The organism is Streptomyces sp. NPDC001744, assembly GCF_042892575.1.
Classification (GTDB): domain Bacteria; phylum Actinomycetota; class Actinomycetes; order Streptomycetales; family Streptomycetaceae; genus Streptomyces.
Window position 1 is genome coordinate 389,316 of the sequence record NZ_JBIAUG010000002.1, and the last position, 17,516, is coordinate 406,831.

The window sequence follows — 17,516 nt, forward strand, 5'->3', positions numbered from 1 at the left end:
CCCGCGAAGCCCCCGCCGTCCACCCGTGGACCCGCCCGATCTTTCAGACTTCGAGAGAGAAACAGACTCATGGCGAACTACACCGCCGCTGACGTCAAGAAGCTCCGCGAGCTCACCGGCGCCGGCATGATGGACTGCAAGAAGGCCCTGGACGAGGCCGACGGCGATGTCGACAAGGCCGTCGAGGCCCTGCGCATCAAGGGCCAGAAGGGTGTCGCCAAGCGTGAGGGCCGCTCCGCCGAGAACGGCGCCGTGGTCTCCCTCATCGCCGACGACCACACCTCCGGCGTCCTCGTCGAGCTGAAGTGCGAGACGGACTTCGTCGCCAAGGGCGACAAGTTCCAGGCCGTCGCCGACCAGCTCGCCGCCCACGTCGCCGCCACCTCCCCGGCCGACCTGGAGGCGCTGCTCGCCTCCGAGATCGAGCCCGGCAAGACCGTGCAGGCGTTCGTGGACGAGGCCAACGCCAACCTCGGCGAGAAGATCGTCCTGGACCGCTTCGCGCAGTACGCCGACGGCTTCGTCTACGCGTACATGCACCGCACGATGCCGGACCTCCCGCCGCAGATCGGTGTCCTCGTCGAGTTCGACAAGGCCGACGCCGCCGTCGCCAAGGGCGTCGCGCAGCACATCGCCGCCTTCGCGCCGAAGTACCTCACCCGTGAGGACGTCCCGGCCGAGGTCGTCGAGTCCGAGCGTCGCATCGCCGAGGAGACCACCCGCGCCGAGGGCAAGCCCGAGGCCGCGATCGCCAAGATCGTCGAGGGTCGCGTGAACGGCTTCTTCAAGGACGCCACGCTGCTCGGCCAGCCGTACGCGCTGGACAACAAGAAGTCCGTCCAGCAGATCCTGGACGAGGCCGGTGTCACCCTGAAGCGCTTCACCCGCATCAAGGTCGGCATCTGAAGCCTGTCCGCGAAAGCGACGGACACCGGACCCCGGTAGGGTCTGAAGCAGTCGCCCGCCCCCGCGCAGGACGACCGCAGATCTGACGAGGAGGCCATTGCCGTACGGGAAACCGCGAGGACCCAAGGCAATGGCCTCCTTCGTATGTGCACGAGGAGATCTCCATGAACCAGGGCGCCGTACAGGGCGACGACAACAACGGCAAAAAGGCCGGCCGCTACATGCTGAAGCTGTCCGGAGAGGCTTTCTCCGGCGGTACCGGCCTGGGCGTCGACCCCGATGTCGTGCACGCCATCGCGCGTGAGATCGCGGCCGTCGTCCGCGACGGCGCGGAGATCGCGATCGTGATCGGCGGCGGAAACTTCTTCCGCGGCGCCGAACTCCAGCAGCGCGGCATGGACCGGGCCCGCTCCGACTACATGGGCATGCTCGGCACCGTGATGAACTGCCTCGCCCTCCAGGACTTCCTGGAGAAGGAGGGCATCGACTCCCGCGTCCAGACCGCCATCACCATGGGTCAGGTCGCCGAGCCGTACATCCCGCTGCGCGCCGTGCGCCACCTGGAGAAGGGCCGCGTCGTCATCTTCGGCGCGGGCATGGGCATGCCGTACTTCTCCACGGACACCACGGCGGCCCAGCGCGCCCTGGAGATCGACGCCGAGGCGCTGCTCATGGGCAAGAACGGCGTCGACGGGGTCTACGACTCCGACCCCAAGCGCAACCCCGACGCGGTCAAGTTCGACGCCCTCGAGTACGGCGAGGTGATCGCCCGCGACCTCAAGGTCGCCGACGCCACCGCCGTCACCCTGTGCCGTGACAACGACCTCCCGATCCTCGTCTTCGAACTGCTCACCGAGGGCAATATCGCGCGCGCGGTGAAGGGTGAGAAGATCGGCACGCTCGTGAGCGACCAGGGCACCCGGGCCTGACCCGAACCGGGAACCGCCCCGCGAGGGGCTGGACGACAGCCCTGCCGGTCGTACACCGTGCAGGACACAACGCGACGACACGCAGGAGCAAGTGGTGATCGAAGAGACCCTCCTCGAGGCCGAGGAGAAGATGGAGAAGGCCGTCGTGGTCGCCAAGGAGGACTTCGCCGCGATCCGCACCGGCCGTGCGCACCCGGCGATGTTCAACAAGATCGTGGCGGACTACTACGGCGCCATCACCCCCATCAACCAGCTGGCCTCCTTCTCCGTCCCGGAGCCGCGGATGGCCGTGGTGACCCCGTTCGACAAGAGCGCGCTGCGCAACATCGAGCAGGCGATCCGCGACTCGGACCTCGGCGTCAACCCGAGCAACGACGGCAACATCATCCGGGTGGTGTTCCCCGAGCTGACGGAGGAGCGCCGCCGCGAGTACATCAAGGTCGCCAAGGGCAAGGCCGAGGACTCGAAGATCTCGATCCGCTCGGTGCGCCGCAAGGCCAAGGAGTCCATCGACAAGCTCGTCAAGGACGGCGAGGTCGGCGAGGACGAGGGCCGCCGCGCGGAGAAGGAGCTCGACGACACCACCGCGAAGTACGTCACGCAGGTGGACGAGCTGCTCAAGCACAAGGAAGCCGAGCTGCTCGAGGTCTGATGAACGACTCTTCCTGGGGTGCCCCGGCCGGTCCTCCCGGCCGCGGGGGGCCCGACCAGGGGCCCGCCCCGGCGGGTCCCGCACACGAGGGGCATCCTGCGTCGCAGACTCGCCCCATGCCCCTCGTGCCCGACGTCCCCGCCGGCGGATTCCAGGACGGACACGGCCGGGGGGCCGCTCACCCGAGCGGCCCCCCGTTCCGTGACGGGACGCCGTACGAGCACCCGCACGAGCACCCGCAGGAGCCCATGTCCAGCCCCGCCCCGCCTCCGTCGTCCGCGCCCCCGCCGCGGCAGAAGAAGAGCGCGGGCCGGGACCTGGGCGCGGCCATAGGGGTCGGAGTCGGACTCGGCGCCGTCATCATCGCGTCGCTGTTCATCTGGAAGGCCGCGTTCGTCGGGGTCGTGGCGGTCGCCGTGGTGGTCGGGCTGTGGGAGCTGACCTCCCGCCTCCAGGAGCGCAAGCAGATCGGGGCACCGCTGGTGCCGCTCGCGGTCGGCGGCGCGGCGATGGTCGTCGCCGGGTACGCGCGCGGTCCCGAGGGCGCCTGGGTCGCGACGGCCCTGACGGCGCTCGCGGTCCTGGTGTGGCGGATGGCGAAGCCCCCCGAGGGCTATCTGAAGGACGTCACGGCGGGCGTGTTCGCCGCGTTCTACGTGCCGTTCCTGGCGACGTTCGTGTCCCTGCTGCTGACCGCGGACGACGGCCCGTGGCGGGTGCTGACCTTCCTGCTCCTGACGGTGGTCAGCGACACCGGGGCGTACGCGGTCGGCTGGCGCTTCGGCAAGCACAAGCTGGCGCCGCGCATCAGCCCCGGCAAGACCCGCGAGGGCCTGGCCGGCGCGGTGGCGTTCGCGATGGCCGCGGGCGCGCTGTGCATGCAGTTCATGATCGACGACGGGGTCTGGTGGCAGGGTCTGGTCCTCGGTCTCGCGGTGGCGGCGAGCGCGACGCTCGGCGACCTCGGCGAGTCGATGATCAAGCGCGACCTGGGCATCAAGGACATGGGCACGCTGCTGCCCGGTCACGGCGGCATCATGGACCGGCTCGACTCCCTGCTGCCGACGGCGCCGGTGGTGTGGCTGCTGCTCGCGCTGTTCGTCGGCACCGGCTGACCCGCTGGTCCCGCCGCGGGAAGAGCGGCCGTCCCCAAAGCGTTCCTCCGGGAGGGGTCCGCCGTCCACAAGGGCGGCGGGCCCTTCCTCGTATCTCTGCGACACTGGTAGGACCATGCCCAAGCCCGGAGAACTCACTTTCGTCGCCCCCCGCGGAGCCAAGAAGCCGCCGCGGCACCTCGCCGACCTCACGCCCGCCGAGCGGAAGGAGGCCGTCGCCGCGATCGGCGAGAAGCCCTTCCGCGCCAAGCAGCTGTCCACGCACTACTTCGCGCGGTACGCGCACGACCCCGCCGAGTGGACCGACATCCCCGCCGCCTCGCGGGAGAAGCTGGCCGGGGAGCTGCTGCCCGACCTGATGTCCGTGGTGCGGCACATCTCGTGCGACGACGACACCACCCGCAAGACCCTGTGGCGGCTGCACGACGGCACGCTCGTGGAGTCGGTGCTCATGCGCTACCCGGACCGGGTCACCATGTGCATCTCCTCGCAGGCCGGCTGCGGCATGAACTGCCCGTTCTGCGCGACCGGGCAGGCCGGGCTCGACCGGAACCTGTCGACCGCCGAGATCGTGCACCAGATCGTGGACGGCATGCGGGCCCTGCGCGACGGCGAGGTGCCCGGCGGACCGGCGCGGCTGTCCAACATCGTGTTCATGGGCATGGGCGAGCCGCTCGCCAACTACAAGCGGGTCGTCGGCGCCATCCGCCGGCTCACCGACCCCGAGCCCGACGGCCTGGGCCTGTCCCAGCGCGGCATCACCGTCTCCACCGTCGGGCTCGTGCCCGCGATGCTGCGCTTCGCCGACGAGGGCTTCAAGTGCCGGCTCGCGGTCTCCCTGCACGCCCCCGACGACGAGCTGCGCGACACCCTCGTGCCCGTCAACACGCGCTGGAAGGTGCGGGAGGTCCTCGACGCGGCCTGGGAGTACGCGGAGAAGTCCGGGCGCCGGATCTCCATCGAGTACGCCCTCATCCGGGACATCAACGACCAGGCGTGGCGCGGCGACCTGCTCGGCCGGCTCCTCAAGGGCAGGCGGGTGCACGTCAACCTGATCCCGCTGAACCCGACGCCCGGCTCGAAGTGGACCGCCTCCCGTCCCGAGGACGAGAAGGCGTTCGTCGAGGCCATCGCCCGTCACGGCGTGCCGGTGACCGTCCGCGACACCCGGGGCCAGGAGATCGACGGGGCCTGCGGGCAGCTCGCGGCCGCCGAACGCTGACCTTGTACCCTGAGGTCGAACACACATCTTCATAGTCACTCCGACAGATTCATTCCGACAGGGGAGCGCCACAGCGCTGAGAGTGCGGTGCCGTCAGACCGCAGACCCTCTGAACCTCGCCCAGGTCATTCTGGGTAGGGAGTTCGGTCGTTAACTCAAGCTGTTGCGCCCTGCCCGCGTCCGGTCCGCCGGCCGCGGGCAGGGCCGCGTCTCTTCCTGGTCCCACCCAGGAGGAAAACTCAGTGAGCATCAGGAAGCAGGCCGCCGCCGCGCTCCTCGCGGCGCTCGGCGTCACCGCCCTCGCCGCCTGCGGCACCGGCGGCGCCCACGAGGCCGCGGGCAGGACCGGCACGCCCGCGCCGAAGACCGTGACCCTCGTGAGCCACGACTCGTTCAACGCCTCCAAGGAGGTCCTGGCCGAGTTCACGAAGCGGACCGGTTTCACCGTCAAGGTCCTCAAGGCCGGCGACGCGGGCGAGGCCGTCAACAAGGAGATCCTGACCAAGGGCTCCCCGCAGGGCGACGTCTTCTTCGGCGTCGACAACACCCTGCTCTCCCGCGCCCTCGACAACGGCATCTTCGTGCCGTACGAGGCGAAGGGCCTGGACCGGGTCCCGGCGGAGTACCGGCTCGACAAGGAGAACCGGGTCACGCCGGTCGACTCCGGCGACATCTGCGTCAACTACGACAAGAAGTACTTCGCCGACAGGAAGCTGGCGCCGCCGGTGACCTTCGACGACCTGGCGAAGCCGGAGTACAGGGACCTGCTCGTGGTCGAGAACCCCGAGCGGTCCTCCCCGGGCCTCGGCTTCCTCCTCGGCACGGCCGCGAAGTACGGCGACGACGGCTGGCAGGGCTACTGGAAGAAGCTCAGGGCCAACGGCGTGAAGACCGTCGACAGCTGGGAGCTCGCCTACAACCAGGAGTTCTCCGGCTCGGCCGGCGGCAGGAAGGCCAAGGGCGACCGGCCGCTGGTCGTCTCGTACGCCTCCAGCCCGCCGGTCGAGGTGCTGTACGCCGAGCCCCGGCCGAAGGAGGCGCCCACCGGGGTCTCCACCGGCACCTGCTTCCGGCAGACCGAGTTCGCGGGCCTGCTGAACGGGGCGAAGAACCCCGAGGGCGGCAGGGCGCTGATCGACTTCCTGGTCTCGAAGACGTTCCAGGAGGACATGCCGCTCCAGATGTTCGTCAACCCCGTGGCGAAGGACGCGGCCCTGCCGGGGCTGTTCACCGAGCACGGCGTGGTCGTGGAGAAGCCGGAGACCATGGCGCCCGGGAAGATCGCCGAGAAGCGCGACGCGTGGATCCAGCAGTGGTCCTCGACCGTCCGGTAACCAGGCCCCCGGTGACCAGGAAGGACGTGCGCGGGAACGTGACGCGGCTCGGGCTCATGGCCCTGCCCGTCGCGTTCTTCGCGGTCTTCTTCGCGTGGCCCGTCGCGTCCATCGTGGACCGGGGGCTGCGGCCCGGCGGGACCTGGCGGTTCGGCCGGATCGGCGAGACGCTGACCCGGCCGGACGTCCTCGACGTCCTCGGCTTCACCGTCTGGCAGGCCCTCGCCTCCACCGGCCTCACCCTGCTCGTCGCCCTGCCCGGCGCGTACGTCTTCGCCCGCCTCGACTTCCCCGGCAAGAACGTCCTGCGGGCCGTGGTCACGGTGCCGTTCGTGCTGCCCACCGTCCTGGTCGGCACGGCGTTCCTGGCGCTGGCCGGCCGGAACGGGCTCACGGACGAACTGTGGGGGCTGCGGCTCGACACGAGCGTGTGGGCGATCCTCCTCGCCCACGTCTTCTTCAACTACGCGGTCGTCGTCCGGACCGTCGGCGGTCTCTGGGCCCAGCTCGACCCGCGCCAGGAGGAGGCCGCCCGGGTCCTCGGCGCCTCCCGCTCCACGGCCTGGCGGACGGTGACGCTGCCCGCGCTCGTCCCGGCCGTGTCGGCCGCCGCCCTGATGGTCTTCCTCTTCACCTTCACCTCCTTCGGCGTCGTGCAGATCCTCGGCGGGGACGCGTACACGACCCTGGAGGCGGAGATCTACCGGCAGACCGCCCGGCTGCTCGACCTGCCGACGGCCGCCGTCCTCACCCTCGTGCAGTTCGCGGCGGCCGGCGCGATCCTCGCCCTGCACGCCCGGACGGCCCGGCGGCGGGAGACCGCGCTGCGGCTCGTGCCGCCGGAGCGGACCGCGCGCAGGCCGCGCGGCGCCGGGCAGTGGGCGCTGCTCGGCGGCGTCCTCGTCTCGGTGGCCCTGCTGATCCTGCTGCCGCTCGGCGTCCTCGTGGAGCGGTCGTTCGCCGGCCCCGGAGGATACGGGCTCGGCTACTACCGGGCGCTCGGCTCGCTCGACGAGAGCGGGACCTTCCTGGTGCCGCCGCTGGAGGCGATCGGGAACTCGCTGCGGTACGCGGCGGCCGCCACCGCCATCGCCGTGGTGATCGGCGGCCTCGCGGCGGCGGCGCTCACCCGGCGGGCGGGCAGACTCGTCCGGGGCTTCGACGCGCTGCTCATGCTGCCGCTCGGGGTCTCCGCCGTCACCGTCGGCTTCGGCTTCCTCATCACCCTCGACGAGCCGCCGTTCGACCTGCGGGCGAGCTGGATCCTCGTGCCCCTCGCGCAGGCCCTCGTCGGCGTCCCCTTCGTCGTCCGGACGATGCTGCCGGTCCTGCGCGCGGTCGACGAACGGCTGCGGGAGGCGGCGGCCGTGCTCGGCGCCCCGCCGTGGCGGGCCTGGCGGGAGGTGGACCTGCCGCTGGTGCGCCGGGCGCTGCTCGTCGCGGCCGGGTTCGCGTTCGCGGTGTCCCTCGGCGAGTTCGGCGCGACCGTGTTCATCGCCCGGCCCGACAGCCCGACGCTGCCGGTCGCGGTGGCCCGGCTGCTCGGCCGGCCCGGCGAGCTCAACTACGGCCAGGCCATGGCCCTCTCGACGATCCTGATGGTGGTGTGCGCGGTGTCCCTGCTGCTGCTCGAACGGCTCCGTACCGACCGGACCTCCGGGGAGTTCTGATGCTGAGACTCGACGGGGCGACCGTACGGTTCGGGGCGCGGGCCGTCCTGGACGCCGTGGACCTGGAGGTCGCCGACCACGAGACCGTGTGCGTGCTCGGCCCCAGCGGCAGCGGCAAGTCCACCCTGCTGCGGGCCGTCGCGGGCCTCCAGCCGCTCGACGCCGGCCGGGTGCTCCTCGACGGCGCCGACCAGAGCGGGGTGCCCACGCACCGGCGGGGCGTCGGGCTCATGTTCCAGGACCACCAGCTCTTCCCGCAGCGGGACGTGGCCGGGAACGTCGCCTTCGGCCTCCGGATGCGCGGCGCGGGGAAGGCCGAGCGGGCCGAGCGGGTGGGGGAGCTGCTCGACCTCGTCGGCCTGCCGGACGCCGGACGGCGGTCCGTCGCCGCGCTCTCCGGCGGCGAACAGCAGCGGGTCGCGCTGGCCCGGGCCCTCGCGCCCCGGCCCCGGCTGCTCATGCTCGACGAACCCCTCGGCCAGCTCGACCGGGGCCTGCGGGAACGGCTCGTCGTGGAGCTGCGGCAGCTCTTCGGGCGGCTCGGGACGACGGTCCTCGCCGTCACCCACGACCAGGGCGAGGCGTTCGCGCTCGCCGACCGGGTCGTGGTCATGCGGGACGGACGGATCGCCCAGTCCGGGGTGCCCGTCGAGGTGTGGAGCCGCCCGGCCTCCGAGTTCGTCGCCCGTTTCCTCGGCTTCGACAACGTGGTGCCGGCCCGGGTGACCGGAACGGTCGCGGACACCGCCTGGGGGAGGATCCCCGTGCCGGACGGCTCCCCGCAGGGCGAACGGCGGCTCCTCGTCCGCCCCGGCGGGGTGCGGCTGGTCCCCGCCGGGGCGGCGCCGGACTGGACGGTGGAGTCCCGCACCTTCCGGGGCAGCCAGGTCGTCGTACGGCTCCGGCCGGCGGACGGCCCGGCCCTGGAGGCCGAGCTCCCGCTGCGGGACGCGCCGGAGGCGGGAACGGGGACCGGGGTCGCCTTCCGGCCGGAGGACGTGGTGGTGCTCGGCGACGACGCGCCGCGGTGAGCACCGCGAGCGCGACGAGTTCCACCCGCCGGCGGAGTCTCCCGTACGTACGACCGCGTACGGTCACGTACGGCGTCTCCGTCGCCCGCACGGGAGGAACCCCATGGCCCAGCTGCTCAGAGTCCAGAACTTCAACGTCTCGTCCGACGGGTACGGCGCCGGGGAGGGACAGAGCCTCGAACGGCCCTTCGGGCATGCCGATCCGGAGGCGATGTTCGCCTGGGCGGGTGCCACGGCGAGCTGGCCCCGGCGCACCGACCCCGGCGGCAGCCGGGGCCTCGACGACTACCTGACGCGGGACTACGGGCGGAACATCGGCGCCGAGATCATGGGCCGCAACAAGTTCGGCCCCCAGCGCGGGCCCTGGCGGGACCACGAGTGGCGCGGCTGGTGGGGCGACGAGCCGCCGTTCCGCACGCCGGTGTTCGTCCTGACCCACCACCCGCGCCCCTCGTTCGCGCTCGGCGACACCACGTTCCACTTCCTCGACGCCGATCCGGCCACCGCTCTCGCGACGGCGCGGGAGGCGGCGGACGGCAAGGACGTGCGGCTCGGCGGCGGGGCCGCCACCGTCCGCGAGTTCCTCGACGCCGGCCTCGTCGACACCCTGCACGTCGCGGTGTCGCCGGTGGAGCTCGGAGCCGGATCACGGCTCTGGGAGTCGCCCGACGAACTCCTCGACCGCTACCACCGCGATGTCGTGCCCAGCCCGGGCGGCACGGTCACGCACCACCTGTTCTGGCGGAAGTGAGCCGGATGCCCGCCCCGGGCTCCCGGCGGAGCCGTCGGGTCACCCCTTCAGGGGCAGGACCGCCAGCTCCGCCACCGCCCACGTCAGCGGGAGGAAGACGGCGAGCAGGGCGCCCGCGCGCAGGAGGGCCGTCGTGCGCAGGGCCCCGGGCGGGGCACCGGCGCGGAGGAGGGCCTCGGCGACGGGGGCGCGGTGCTGCCGGGACTCCAGGGCCGCCGTCAGGAGCGTGGCGAAGGTGCAGGCCAGGACCAGGGTGGCGCCCAGGCCCGTGAGCGGCCCGAAGGCGCCGGAACCCTCGTCCGGCCCGTACAGCGTGGCCGCCGCGAGCAGCCCGGAGAGCACCGCGCAGACCACGCCGAGCGGCCGGCCGACGCGGTGGGCCTCCTCCATGAGGACGCGCCCCGCGAGCAGCCGGACGGCGCCGGGCCGGACCGCCTGGAGGAGGCGGCCGCAGCAGTGGACGAGACCGGGGCCCGCCGTCGCGAGGCCGATCGCGGTGAGGACCCAGCCGGCCAGGACGCCCGCCGGGCCGCCGTCGAAGCGGCCCGGCAGGGGAAGGGCTTCCCCGCCGCCGCTCCGGCCCGCGTACGTCTCGACGGCGAGGCCGATCGCGACCAGGGCGACGCCCCACGGCAGTCCGGACGGAACCGGCCGTTCCGTGCCCTCCGGCCGCGCGGGCGCGGTCCGGGGGCGCAGGGCCAGGGCGGTGGCCGCGCCGGCGGCGACCGGGAGGACCGCGAGGAGGGTGAGGGCGGCGGCGAGCGGGACCGGCCGGTCGGCGGCGAGCAGGCCGGCGGCGGCCCCGTCGAGGGGCAGCCCCGTCAGGCCGCCGCGCAGGTGCAGATAGGCCAGGAGCGCGACGGCGGAGCCCAGTGCGCAGGCGAGGGCGGTCGAGACGGCGGCGAGCGCGGCGAGCCGGGCCGGTCCGAGGCCGATCGCCGAGAGGCCGGGACGCGGCCGGGTGGCGGGATCGGCGCGGGCCACGGCGACGGCGAACTGGACGGCGGCGGCGAGCGGCAGGGCGCACCACAGCAGCCGGACCGTCGAGGCCGGGGCCAGGTCCGGGTGGCCGACGGCGTGTCCGAGGGTGCAGAGCAGGAGGAGACCCACCCCGGCGGAGGCGGCGACGACGAGGAGCCGGCGGGCCAGGACGAAGGGGTGGGCCCCGCGGGCTAGACGGAGAGCGAGCACGTGGTGACGCCCTCCGCCCCTGATTCCGGGGGTACGGTGCCGGTCCTGCGCCCGTCGAGGAGCGCGACCGCGCGGTCCGCGAGCGCCGCGACCTCCTCGTCGTGGGTGGCGAGGAGCACGGTGATGCCGTGCGAGCGGGCGGCGGCCACCAGGGTGCGCAGGACCTGGGCGCCGTCGGCGCGGTGCAGGGCGGCGGTGGGCTCGTCGGCGAAGAGGACCGGGGGAGCGGCGGCGAGGGCGCGGGCGACCGCGATCCGCTGGCGCTGGGACCGGGTGAGGGCTCCCGGGCGCCTGCGGGCGCAGGCCCCGGCGTCGAGCCGGTCCAGCCATTCCAGCGCGGCGGTCTTCGCGGCCCGGCGGGGGGCGCCGCGCAGCAGCAGCGGCAGGGCGGCGTTCTCCCACCCGGTGAGTTCGGGGACGAGACCGGCCTCCGGGCCGATCCAGCCGAAGCTCTCGCGGCGGAGCCGTTCGCGCCGGGCGGGACTCAGGGTGTGCACGGGGCCGCCGTTGAACCAGACCTCGCCCCGCTGGGCGACGAGCCGGCCGGAGAGGCAGCGCAGGAGGGTGGTCTTGCCGCTGCCGCGTGGACCGGTCACGGCCAGGATCTCGCCCTCGCGGACACCGAGGGAGACGCCGCTGAGCACCTCGGTGCCGTCCAGGTCGCAGTGCAGGGAACGCGCCCAGAGCACGTCGTCGTCCGGTGGGGCCATCGCGTACACCTCGATGTCGAATCCGGTCTGTGTCCACCGTCCGGGGGAGGCTCCCCCGGACGGAGGAACGAAGGACGGGCCTGTCGGTCACTCGGCACCGTAATTATTTCCGACCGGTTCGTACGGACAGCACACGGCCCGGGTCGCCTCCATCCACTCGGATGGAGGCGACCCGGGCCGTGGTGTCACGCCGTGAGGGCGGCGTGAGGCTCCGCGGGGGGCGCCGGCTCGGTCAGAGCTTGGTCCACGCCTCGGTGAGCACCGAGCGCAGGATGCCCTCGATCTCGTCGAAGGTGCCCTGGTCGGCGATGAGCGGCGGGGCGAGCTGGATGACCGGGTCGCCGCGGTCGTCGGCACGGCAGTACAGGCCGTTGTCGAACAGCGCCTTGGAGAGGAAGCCGTACAGGACGCGCTCGGTCTCCTCGTCCGTGAAGGACTCCTTGGTGACCTTGTCCTTGACGAGCTCGATGCCGTAGAAGAAGCCGTTGCCGCGGACGTCGCCGACGATCGGCAGGTCGTGCAGCTTCTTCAGCGTCGAGAAGAAGGCGTCCTCGTTGTCCAGGACGTGCTGGTTGAGGCCCTCCTTGTCGAAGATGTCGAGGTTGGCGATGGCCACCGCCGACGACACCGGGTGGCCACCGAAGGTGTAGCCGTGGAGGAAGGTGTTGTCGCCCTTGTAGAACGGCTCCGCGATGCGGTCGGAGACGATGCAGGCGCCGATCGGGGAGTAGCCCGAGGTCATGCCCTTGGCGCAGGTGATCATGTCCGGGACGTAGCCGAACTTGTCACAGGCGAACATCGTGCCGAGGCGGCCGAAGGCGCAGATCGTCTCGTCGGAGACGAGCAGCACGTCGTACTGGTCGCAGATCTCGCGGACCCGCTGGAAGTACCCGGGCGGCGGCGGGAAGCAGCCGCCGGCGTTCTGCACCGGCTCCAGGAAGACGGCGGCGACGGTGTCGGGGCCCTCGAAGAGGATCTGCTGCTCGATCTGGTCGGCGGCCCAGCGGCCGAACGCCTCGGGGTCGTCGCCGTGGATCGGGGCGCGGTAGATGTTGGTGTTCGGCACCTTGTGCGCGCCGGGGACCAGCGGCTCGAAGGGGGCCTTCAGGGCCGGCAGGCCGGTGATGGACAGGGCGCCCTGCGGGGTGCCGTGGTAGGCGACCGCGCGCGAGATGACCTTGTACTTGGTGTGCTTGCCCTGCAGCTTGAAGTACTGCTTGGCGAGCTTCCAGGCGGTCTCGACGGCCTCTCCGCCACCGGTGGTGAAGAAGACCTTGTTCAGGTCGCCCGGGGCGTAGTCCGCGAGGCGCTCGGCCAGCTCGACGGCCTTGGGGTGCGCGTACGACCACACGGGGAAGAACGCGAGCTCCTGGGCCTGCTTGTACGCGACCTCGGCCAGCTCCTTGCGGCCGTGTCCGGCGTTGACCACGAAGAGGCCCGCGAGACCGTCGAGGTAGCGCTTGCCCTTGTCGTCGAAGATGTAGGTGCCCTCACCACGCACGATGGTGGGAACGGGCGAGTTCTCGTACGAGGACATGCGGGTGAAGTGCATCCACAGGTGGTCGTACGCGGTCTTGGAGAGGTCCTTGCTCACGGCTATCGGGTTCCCCACATATAGGTCTGCTTCTTGAGCTTGAGGTAGACGAAGCTCTCGGTGGAGCGCACGCCGGGGAGGGTGCGGATGCGCTTGTTGATCACATCCAGCAGGTGGTCGTCGTCCTCGCAGACGACCTCCACCATCAGGTCGAAGGAGCCCGCGGTCATCACCACGTACTCGCATTCGGCCATGGCCGTCAGCGCTTCCGCAACCGGATCGAGGTCACCCTCGACGTTGATGCCGACCATCGCCTGCCGTCGGAAACCCACGGTGAGCGGGTCGGTGACGGCGACGATCTGCATGACGCCCTGGTCGAGCAGCTTCTGGACGCGCTGTCGCACGGCGGCCTCGGAGAGGCCGACGGCCTTGCCGATCGCCGCGTAGGGACGGCGGCCGTCCTCCTGGAGCTGTTCGATGATCGCCAGGGAGACGGCGTCGATCGTCGGGGACGAACCGGTTCCGGTTCTGGAGTCTGCGCTTCGACTGGCCACACCTCACTGTGCACCGAGACTCGTCGGTCTCGCAACCCCAGAGCGATGTAATTCGTTGTCGGAGGGGTCCGATGGTGCTGAATCCGAAGTTGTGGGGGGTCGGCCCTGTTGAAAGCGTCAGTCGAACGATTAGGCTGGGGTGTCTCACCCATCGGGACGGCCGCACAGGGACGTGCGACGTCAGAACGTGACAGGAGGGGTGGCAAGTGACCACCGAGCTGCGCCGGCTGCGTAACTACATCAACGGGGAGTTCCGCGACGCGGCCGACGGCCGCACGATCGATGTGATCAACCCGGCCACCGGCGAGGTGTACGCCACCTCCCCGCTCTCCGGCCAGGCCGACGTCGACGCCGCCATGGAGGCCGCCGCGGCCGCCTTCCCCGCGTGGCGCGACAGCACCCCCGCCGAGCGCCAGAGGGTGCTCCTGAAGATCGCGGACGCCTTCGAGGAGCGCGCCGAGGACCTGATCGCCGCCGAGGTCGAGAACACCGGCAAGCCGGTCGCCCTCACCGCGAGCGAGGAGATCCCGCCGATGGTGGACCAGATCCGCTTCTTCGCGGGTGCCGCCCGCCTCCTGGAGGGCCGCTCGGCCGGCGAGTACATGGAGGGCCTGACCTCCATCGTCCGCCGCGAGCCCGTCGGCGTCTGCGCCCAGGTCGCGCCGTGGAACTACCCGATGATGATGGCCGTCTGGAAGTTCGCCCCGGCCCTCGCCGCGGGCAACACCGTCGTCCTCAAGCCCTCGGACACGACCCCCGCGTCGACCGTCCTGATGGCCGAGATCATCGGGCGGATCGTCCCCAAGGGCGTCTTCAACGTCGTCTGCGGCGACCGCGACACCGGCCGGGCGATGGTCGAGCACCCCACCCCCGCCATGGCCTCCATCACCGGCTCCGTGCGCGCCGGCATGCAGGTCGCCGAGTCGGCCGCCAAGGACGTCAAGCGCGTCCACCTGGAGCTGGGCGGCAAGGCCCCCGTCGTCGTCTTCGAGGACACCGACATCGAGAAGGCCGTCGAGGACATCTCCATGGCGGGCTTCTTCAACGCCGGCCAGGACTGCACGGCCGCCACCCGCGTCCTGGTCCACGAGTCGATCCACGACGAGTTCGTGGCCGCCCTCGCCAAGGCCGCGAGCGAGACGAAGACCGGGCAGCCGGACGACGAGGACGTGCTGTACGGCCCGCTGAACAACGCCAACCAGCTCCAGCAGGTCTCCGGCTTCGTCGACCGCCTCCCGGCCCACGCCAAGGTCGAGGCCGGCGGCCACCGCGTCGGCGACAAGGGCTACTTCTACGCCCCGACCGTCGTCTCCGGGCTCAAGCAGGACGACGAGATCATCCAGAACGAGGTCTTCGGCCCGGTCATCACCGTCCAGCCCTTCACGGACGAGGCGCAGGCCCTGGAGTACGCCAACGGCGTCGAGTACGCCCTCGCCTCCTCCGTCTGGACCAAGGACCACGCCCGCGCGATGCGCATGTCCAAGGCCCTCGACTTCGGCTGCGTGTGGATCAACACCCACATCCCGCTGGTCGCCGAGATGCCCCACGGCGGCTTCAAGAAGTCCGGCTACGGCAAGGACCTCTCCGCGTACGGCTTCGAGGACTACACGCGCGTCAAGCACGTCATGACCTCCCTGGGCTGATCCGGCCCCGGAGCCCGCGGCCCCGGCACCCCGCTCGACAGGGTGTCGGGGCCGCGCCGTGCCGTCCGGACGGTGCGTCCATTGCCGGGGGAGGCGACCGGCCGGGATGCTGCCCGGATGAGAGCGACAGCCAGGAAGAACACGTCCCGCCGGTCCCTGCTGCGCGGCGTCGGAGGCGCCGGGGCCGCCGCCCTGCTCGCCGGGTGCGGGGTGCCCGCCGCCTTCGTGGAGGAGGGCGACCGGGCCGCCGCCCGGGACCTCTCGGCCCGCGACCGGGTCCTCGACTTCGCCAACTGGCCGCTCTACATCGACACCGACGAGGACGACGCGTCGCGCCGTCCCACCCTGGACGCCTTCCGGGAGCGGACCGGGACGTCCGTGCGCTACACCGAGGAGATCAACGACAACGACGAGTTCTTCGGCCGGATCGGTCCCTCCCTGATGAACCACCAGGAGACCGGCCGCGACCTGATCGTCCTCAGCGACTGGATGGCCGCCCGCTTCGTCCGTCTCGGCTGGGTCCAGAAGATGGACCGCGCCGCCCAGCCGAACGTCACGGCCCACCTCGACCCGCAGCTGCGCTCGCCCGCCTTCGACCCCGGCCGGCTGCACACCGTCCCCTGGCAGTCCGGCATCACCGGCATCGCGTACAACCGCCGGAAGCTGGGCCGGGAGCTGCGCTCGGTGAAGGAGCTGTGGGCCGACGACCTGCGCGGGAAGGTCACCCTGCTGTCCGGGCTCGACGAGTCCTTCGCCCTGCTGATGATGGGCGAGGGCGTCGACGTGACCCGGTGGACCGGCGACGACTTCCACGCCCTGTGCGAGCGGGTCGAACGGCTCGTCCGCGCCAAGCACATCCGCCGCTTCACCGGCAACGACTACATCAAGGACCTCTCCTCCGGCGACGTCCTGGCCTGCCAGGCGTACTCCGGGGACACCGTCCAGCTCCGGGCCGACAACCCGGACATCGAGTTCGTCGTCCCGGAGGAGGGCGCCGAACTCTGGGCCGAGTCCCTCATGGTGCCCAACCTCGCCCGGCACAAGTCCAACGCGGAGAAGCTGGTCGACCACTACTACGAGCCCGAGGTCGCCGCCGCCCTCGCCGCCTGGGTCAACTACGTCTGCCCGGTTCCGGCCGCGCGGGACGTCCTCGCGGACTCCGACGACGAGGAACTCGCGGCGCTCGCCGAGGACCCGCTGATCTTCCCGGACGCCGCCATGCGCGGACGGCTCGCGATCGCCCGGGACGTCACGGCCGAGGAGCGCCTCACCTTCGCCAAGAAGTGGAACTCGATCGTGGGGCTGTGAGCGGAGAATCCCGCTGGTGAGCCGGAGGGCGCGGGAGCCGGCTGAGCCGTCAGGAACGGTCCATCCACCTGCGTGACGCGAAGGTCACTTCGCTGACCGCGTGGTTCCCGGCGCGGCAGGCCCCAGTGCGACACTGAGTGTCCCTGTACGGAGACCCGCAAGCACGCCCCTTCCTACGGGGCGGTGCTCATTTCGCGCCGCGCCCACAGTGCCTTCGGCCCGCGGATGGCGAGGCGATCTTCCCTAGGGTGGCCGCGGTGGCCATGGGGCGGGAGGCCAGGGCGCCGTCCTGGCCCGGCGCCCTCGGAAGCAAGCAGGCCGCCTTCGAGAACTCCTGCGTCGTGAGATCGCTGCGTTTGGCCCGACTGGACAAACCGCGAAGCGGATTGGAAAGCGAAGTGACCCCGTCAAAAAATATGGCGGGGTCACTTCTATGCCGCTGTGGCGCTCAGCCGCATAGATCACGCAGAACTTTTCAACGACTCATTAATCGAATCGTGTTCCGTTCTGATTTCCCGCGACCCAGTGAACTGAATTTGGCCGATTGCCACCCGTTCGAAAGAACTCTTCTATCACCTTTCGGAGGTGATCTAGAGGAATGAGTCCCCGAGGGTCAAAGTACGAGGGAGCGTAATGGTCGGAAAAGACAGTGGTATCCCCTTCGGGAACTCTATCGCCTTCGGAGACCCAGAAATGATCCCCTATGTCACTTTTGGTTTCCTTTCTGATTCGCTCGGATTCGGCATCTCCGGTAAACCAGACTGCTCCCCCGAGGCTGATATTTAGGTTTGCACTGACGTCCAGGAAGCTGACTGGAGCAGCGTCCCCCTCTTGAGCGAGGGCAAGCCAGGCAGCTTTCACATGGTTCTCGTTGCCTGTTTTAAGGCTGAACACTTCGTCAAGAGAAGACGAAAATTCTCCGAAGCTGCGAAGGTGCCGAGTTTTTCCGTCGAGACTTAGGGTCAC

Annotated in this window: 16 protein-coding genes and 1 riboswitch; of the genes, 11 read left to right on the plus strand and 5 right to left on the minus strand. The window is 71.1% G+C overall.

Annotated features, from left to right (window positions below):
- Positions 1-69 precede the first annotated feature (69 nt).
- From tsf to ACFYZY_RS04295, 9 genes are all read left to right on the plus strand, one after another.
- Complete coding sequence (gene tsf, locus ACFYZY_RS04255) at positions 70-906, plus strand: translation elongation factor Ts (RefSeq protein ID WP_388689277.1); 837 nt, start codon at positions 70-72, stop codon at positions 904-906.
- Positions 907-1,070: 164 nt separating this feature from the next.
- Complete coding sequence (gene pyrH / locus ACFYZY_RS04260) at positions 1,071-1,835, plus strand: UMP kinase (protein WP_388689278.1); 765 nt, start codon at positions 1,071-1,073, stop codon at positions 1,833-1,835.
- Between the two features lie 94 nt (positions 1,836-1,929).
- Positions 1,930-2,487 (plus strand): ribosome recycling factor, encoded by a 558-nt coding sequence (gene frr, locus ACFYZY_RS04265; protein ID WP_053646719.1) that lies wholly within the window; start codon positions 1,930-1,932, stop codon positions 2,485-2,487.
- Positions 2,487-3,602 (plus strand): phosphatidate cytidylyltransferase, encoded by a 1,116-nt coding sequence (locus tag ACFYZY_RS04270; protein WP_388689280.1) that lies wholly within the window; start codon positions 2,487-2,489, stop codon positions 3,600-3,602. The genes frr and ACFYZY_RS04270 overlap by 1 nt, the downstream gene beginning before the upstream one ends.
- 115 nt (positions 3,603-3,717) lie before the next feature.
- Positions 3,718-4,824, plus strand: coding sequence for a 23S rRNA (adenine(2503)-C(2))-methyltransferase RlmN (gene rlmN / locus ACFYZY_RS04275; RefSeq protein ID WP_015036491.1), 1,107 nt, complete (start codon positions 3,718-3,720; stop codon positions 4,822-4,824).
- Positions 4,825-4,873: 49 nt separating this feature from the next.
- A riboswitch (TPP riboswitch) is annotated at positions 4,874-4,983 on the plus strand.
- An 83-nt stretch (positions 4,984-5,066) separates the two neighbouring features.
- Positions 5,067-6,158, plus strand: coding sequence for a thiamine ABC transporter substrate binding subunit (locus ACFYZY_RS04280; RefSeq protein ID WP_388689281.1), 1,092 nt, complete (start codon positions 5,067-5,069; stop codon positions 6,156-6,158).
- A 56-nt stretch (positions 6,159-6,214) separates the two neighbouring features.
- A complete protein-coding gene (locus ACFYZY_RS04285) occupies positions 6,215-7,828 on the plus strand; it encodes an ABC transporter permease (RefSeq protein ID WP_388689383.1) in 1,614 nt (537 codons plus the stop codon).
- Positions 7,828-8,859, plus strand: a complete 1,032-nt coding sequence (locus ACFYZY_RS04290) for an ABC transporter ATP-binding protein (RefSeq protein ID WP_388689283.1) — start codon at positions 7,828-7,830, stop codon at positions 8,857-8,859. The genes ACFYZY_RS04285 and ACFYZY_RS04290 overlap by 1 nt, the downstream gene beginning before the upstream one ends.
- 103 nt (positions 8,860-8,962) lie before the next feature.
- Entirely contained in the window at positions 8,963-9,610 is a 648-nt protein-coding gene (locus ACFYZY_RS04295) for a dihydrofolate reductase family protein (protein ID WP_388689284.1), read from the plus strand.
- A 39-nt stretch (positions 9,611-9,649) separates the two neighbouring features.
- On the opposite strand, the gene ACFYZY_RS04300 is transcribed toward ACFYZY_RS04295, so the two are convergent.
- From ACFYZY_RS04300 to ACFYZY_RS04315, 4 genes are all read right to left on the minus strand, one after another.
- Positions 9,650-10,801: a hypothetical protein gene (locus ACFYZY_RS04300; protein ID WP_388689286.1), complete on the minus strand. Its 1,152-nt coding sequence runs from the start codon at positions 10,799-10,801 to the stop codon at positions 9,650-9,652.
- Complete coding sequence (locus ACFYZY_RS04305; RefSeq protein ID WP_388689287.1) at positions 10,783-11,511, minus strand: ABC transporter ATP-binding protein; 729 nt, start codon at positions 11,509-11,511, stop codon at positions 10,783-10,785. The genes ACFYZY_RS04300 and ACFYZY_RS04305 overlap by 19 nt, the downstream gene beginning before the upstream one ends.
- Before the next feature lie 232 nt (positions 11,512-11,743).
- Entirely contained in the window at positions 11,744-13,123 is a 1,380-nt protein-coding gene (locus tag ACFYZY_RS04310; protein ID WP_388689288.1) for an aspartate aminotransferase family protein, read from the minus strand.
- Positions 13,108-13,599: an Lrp/AsnC family transcriptional regulator gene (locus tag ACFYZY_RS04315; protein ID WP_388689290.1), complete on the minus strand. Its 492-nt coding sequence runs from the start codon at positions 13,597-13,599 to the stop codon at positions 13,108-13,110. Before ACFYZY_RS04315 ends, ACFYZY_RS04310 begins: the two co-directional genes overlap by 16 nt.
- 206 nt (positions 13,600-13,805) lie before the next feature.
- Between ACFYZY_RS04315 and ACFYZY_RS04320 the strand changes: the two genes are divergently transcribed.
- Both ACFYZY_RS04320 and ACFYZY_RS04325 read left to right on the plus strand, forming a co-directional pair.
- Entirely contained in the window at positions 13,806-15,242 is a 1,437-nt protein-coding gene (locus tag ACFYZY_RS04320; protein WP_388689291.1) for a gamma-aminobutyraldehyde dehydrogenase, read from the plus strand.
- Between the two features lie 117 nt (positions 15,243-15,359).
- Positions 15,360-16,550: a spermidine/putrescine ABC transporter substrate-binding protein gene (locus ACFYZY_RS04325; RefSeq protein ID WP_388689292.1), complete on the plus strand. Its 1,191-nt coding sequence runs from the start codon at positions 15,360-15,362 to the stop codon at positions 16,548-16,550.
- A gap of 486 nt (positions 16,551-17,036) precedes the next feature.
- On the opposite strand, the gene ACFYZY_RS04330 is transcribed toward ACFYZY_RS04325, so the two are convergent.
- Positions 17,037-17,516, minus strand: coding sequence for an Imm1 family immunity protein (locus ACFYZY_RS04330; protein ID WP_388689385.1), 480 nt, complete (start codon positions 17,514-17,516; stop codon positions 17,037-17,039).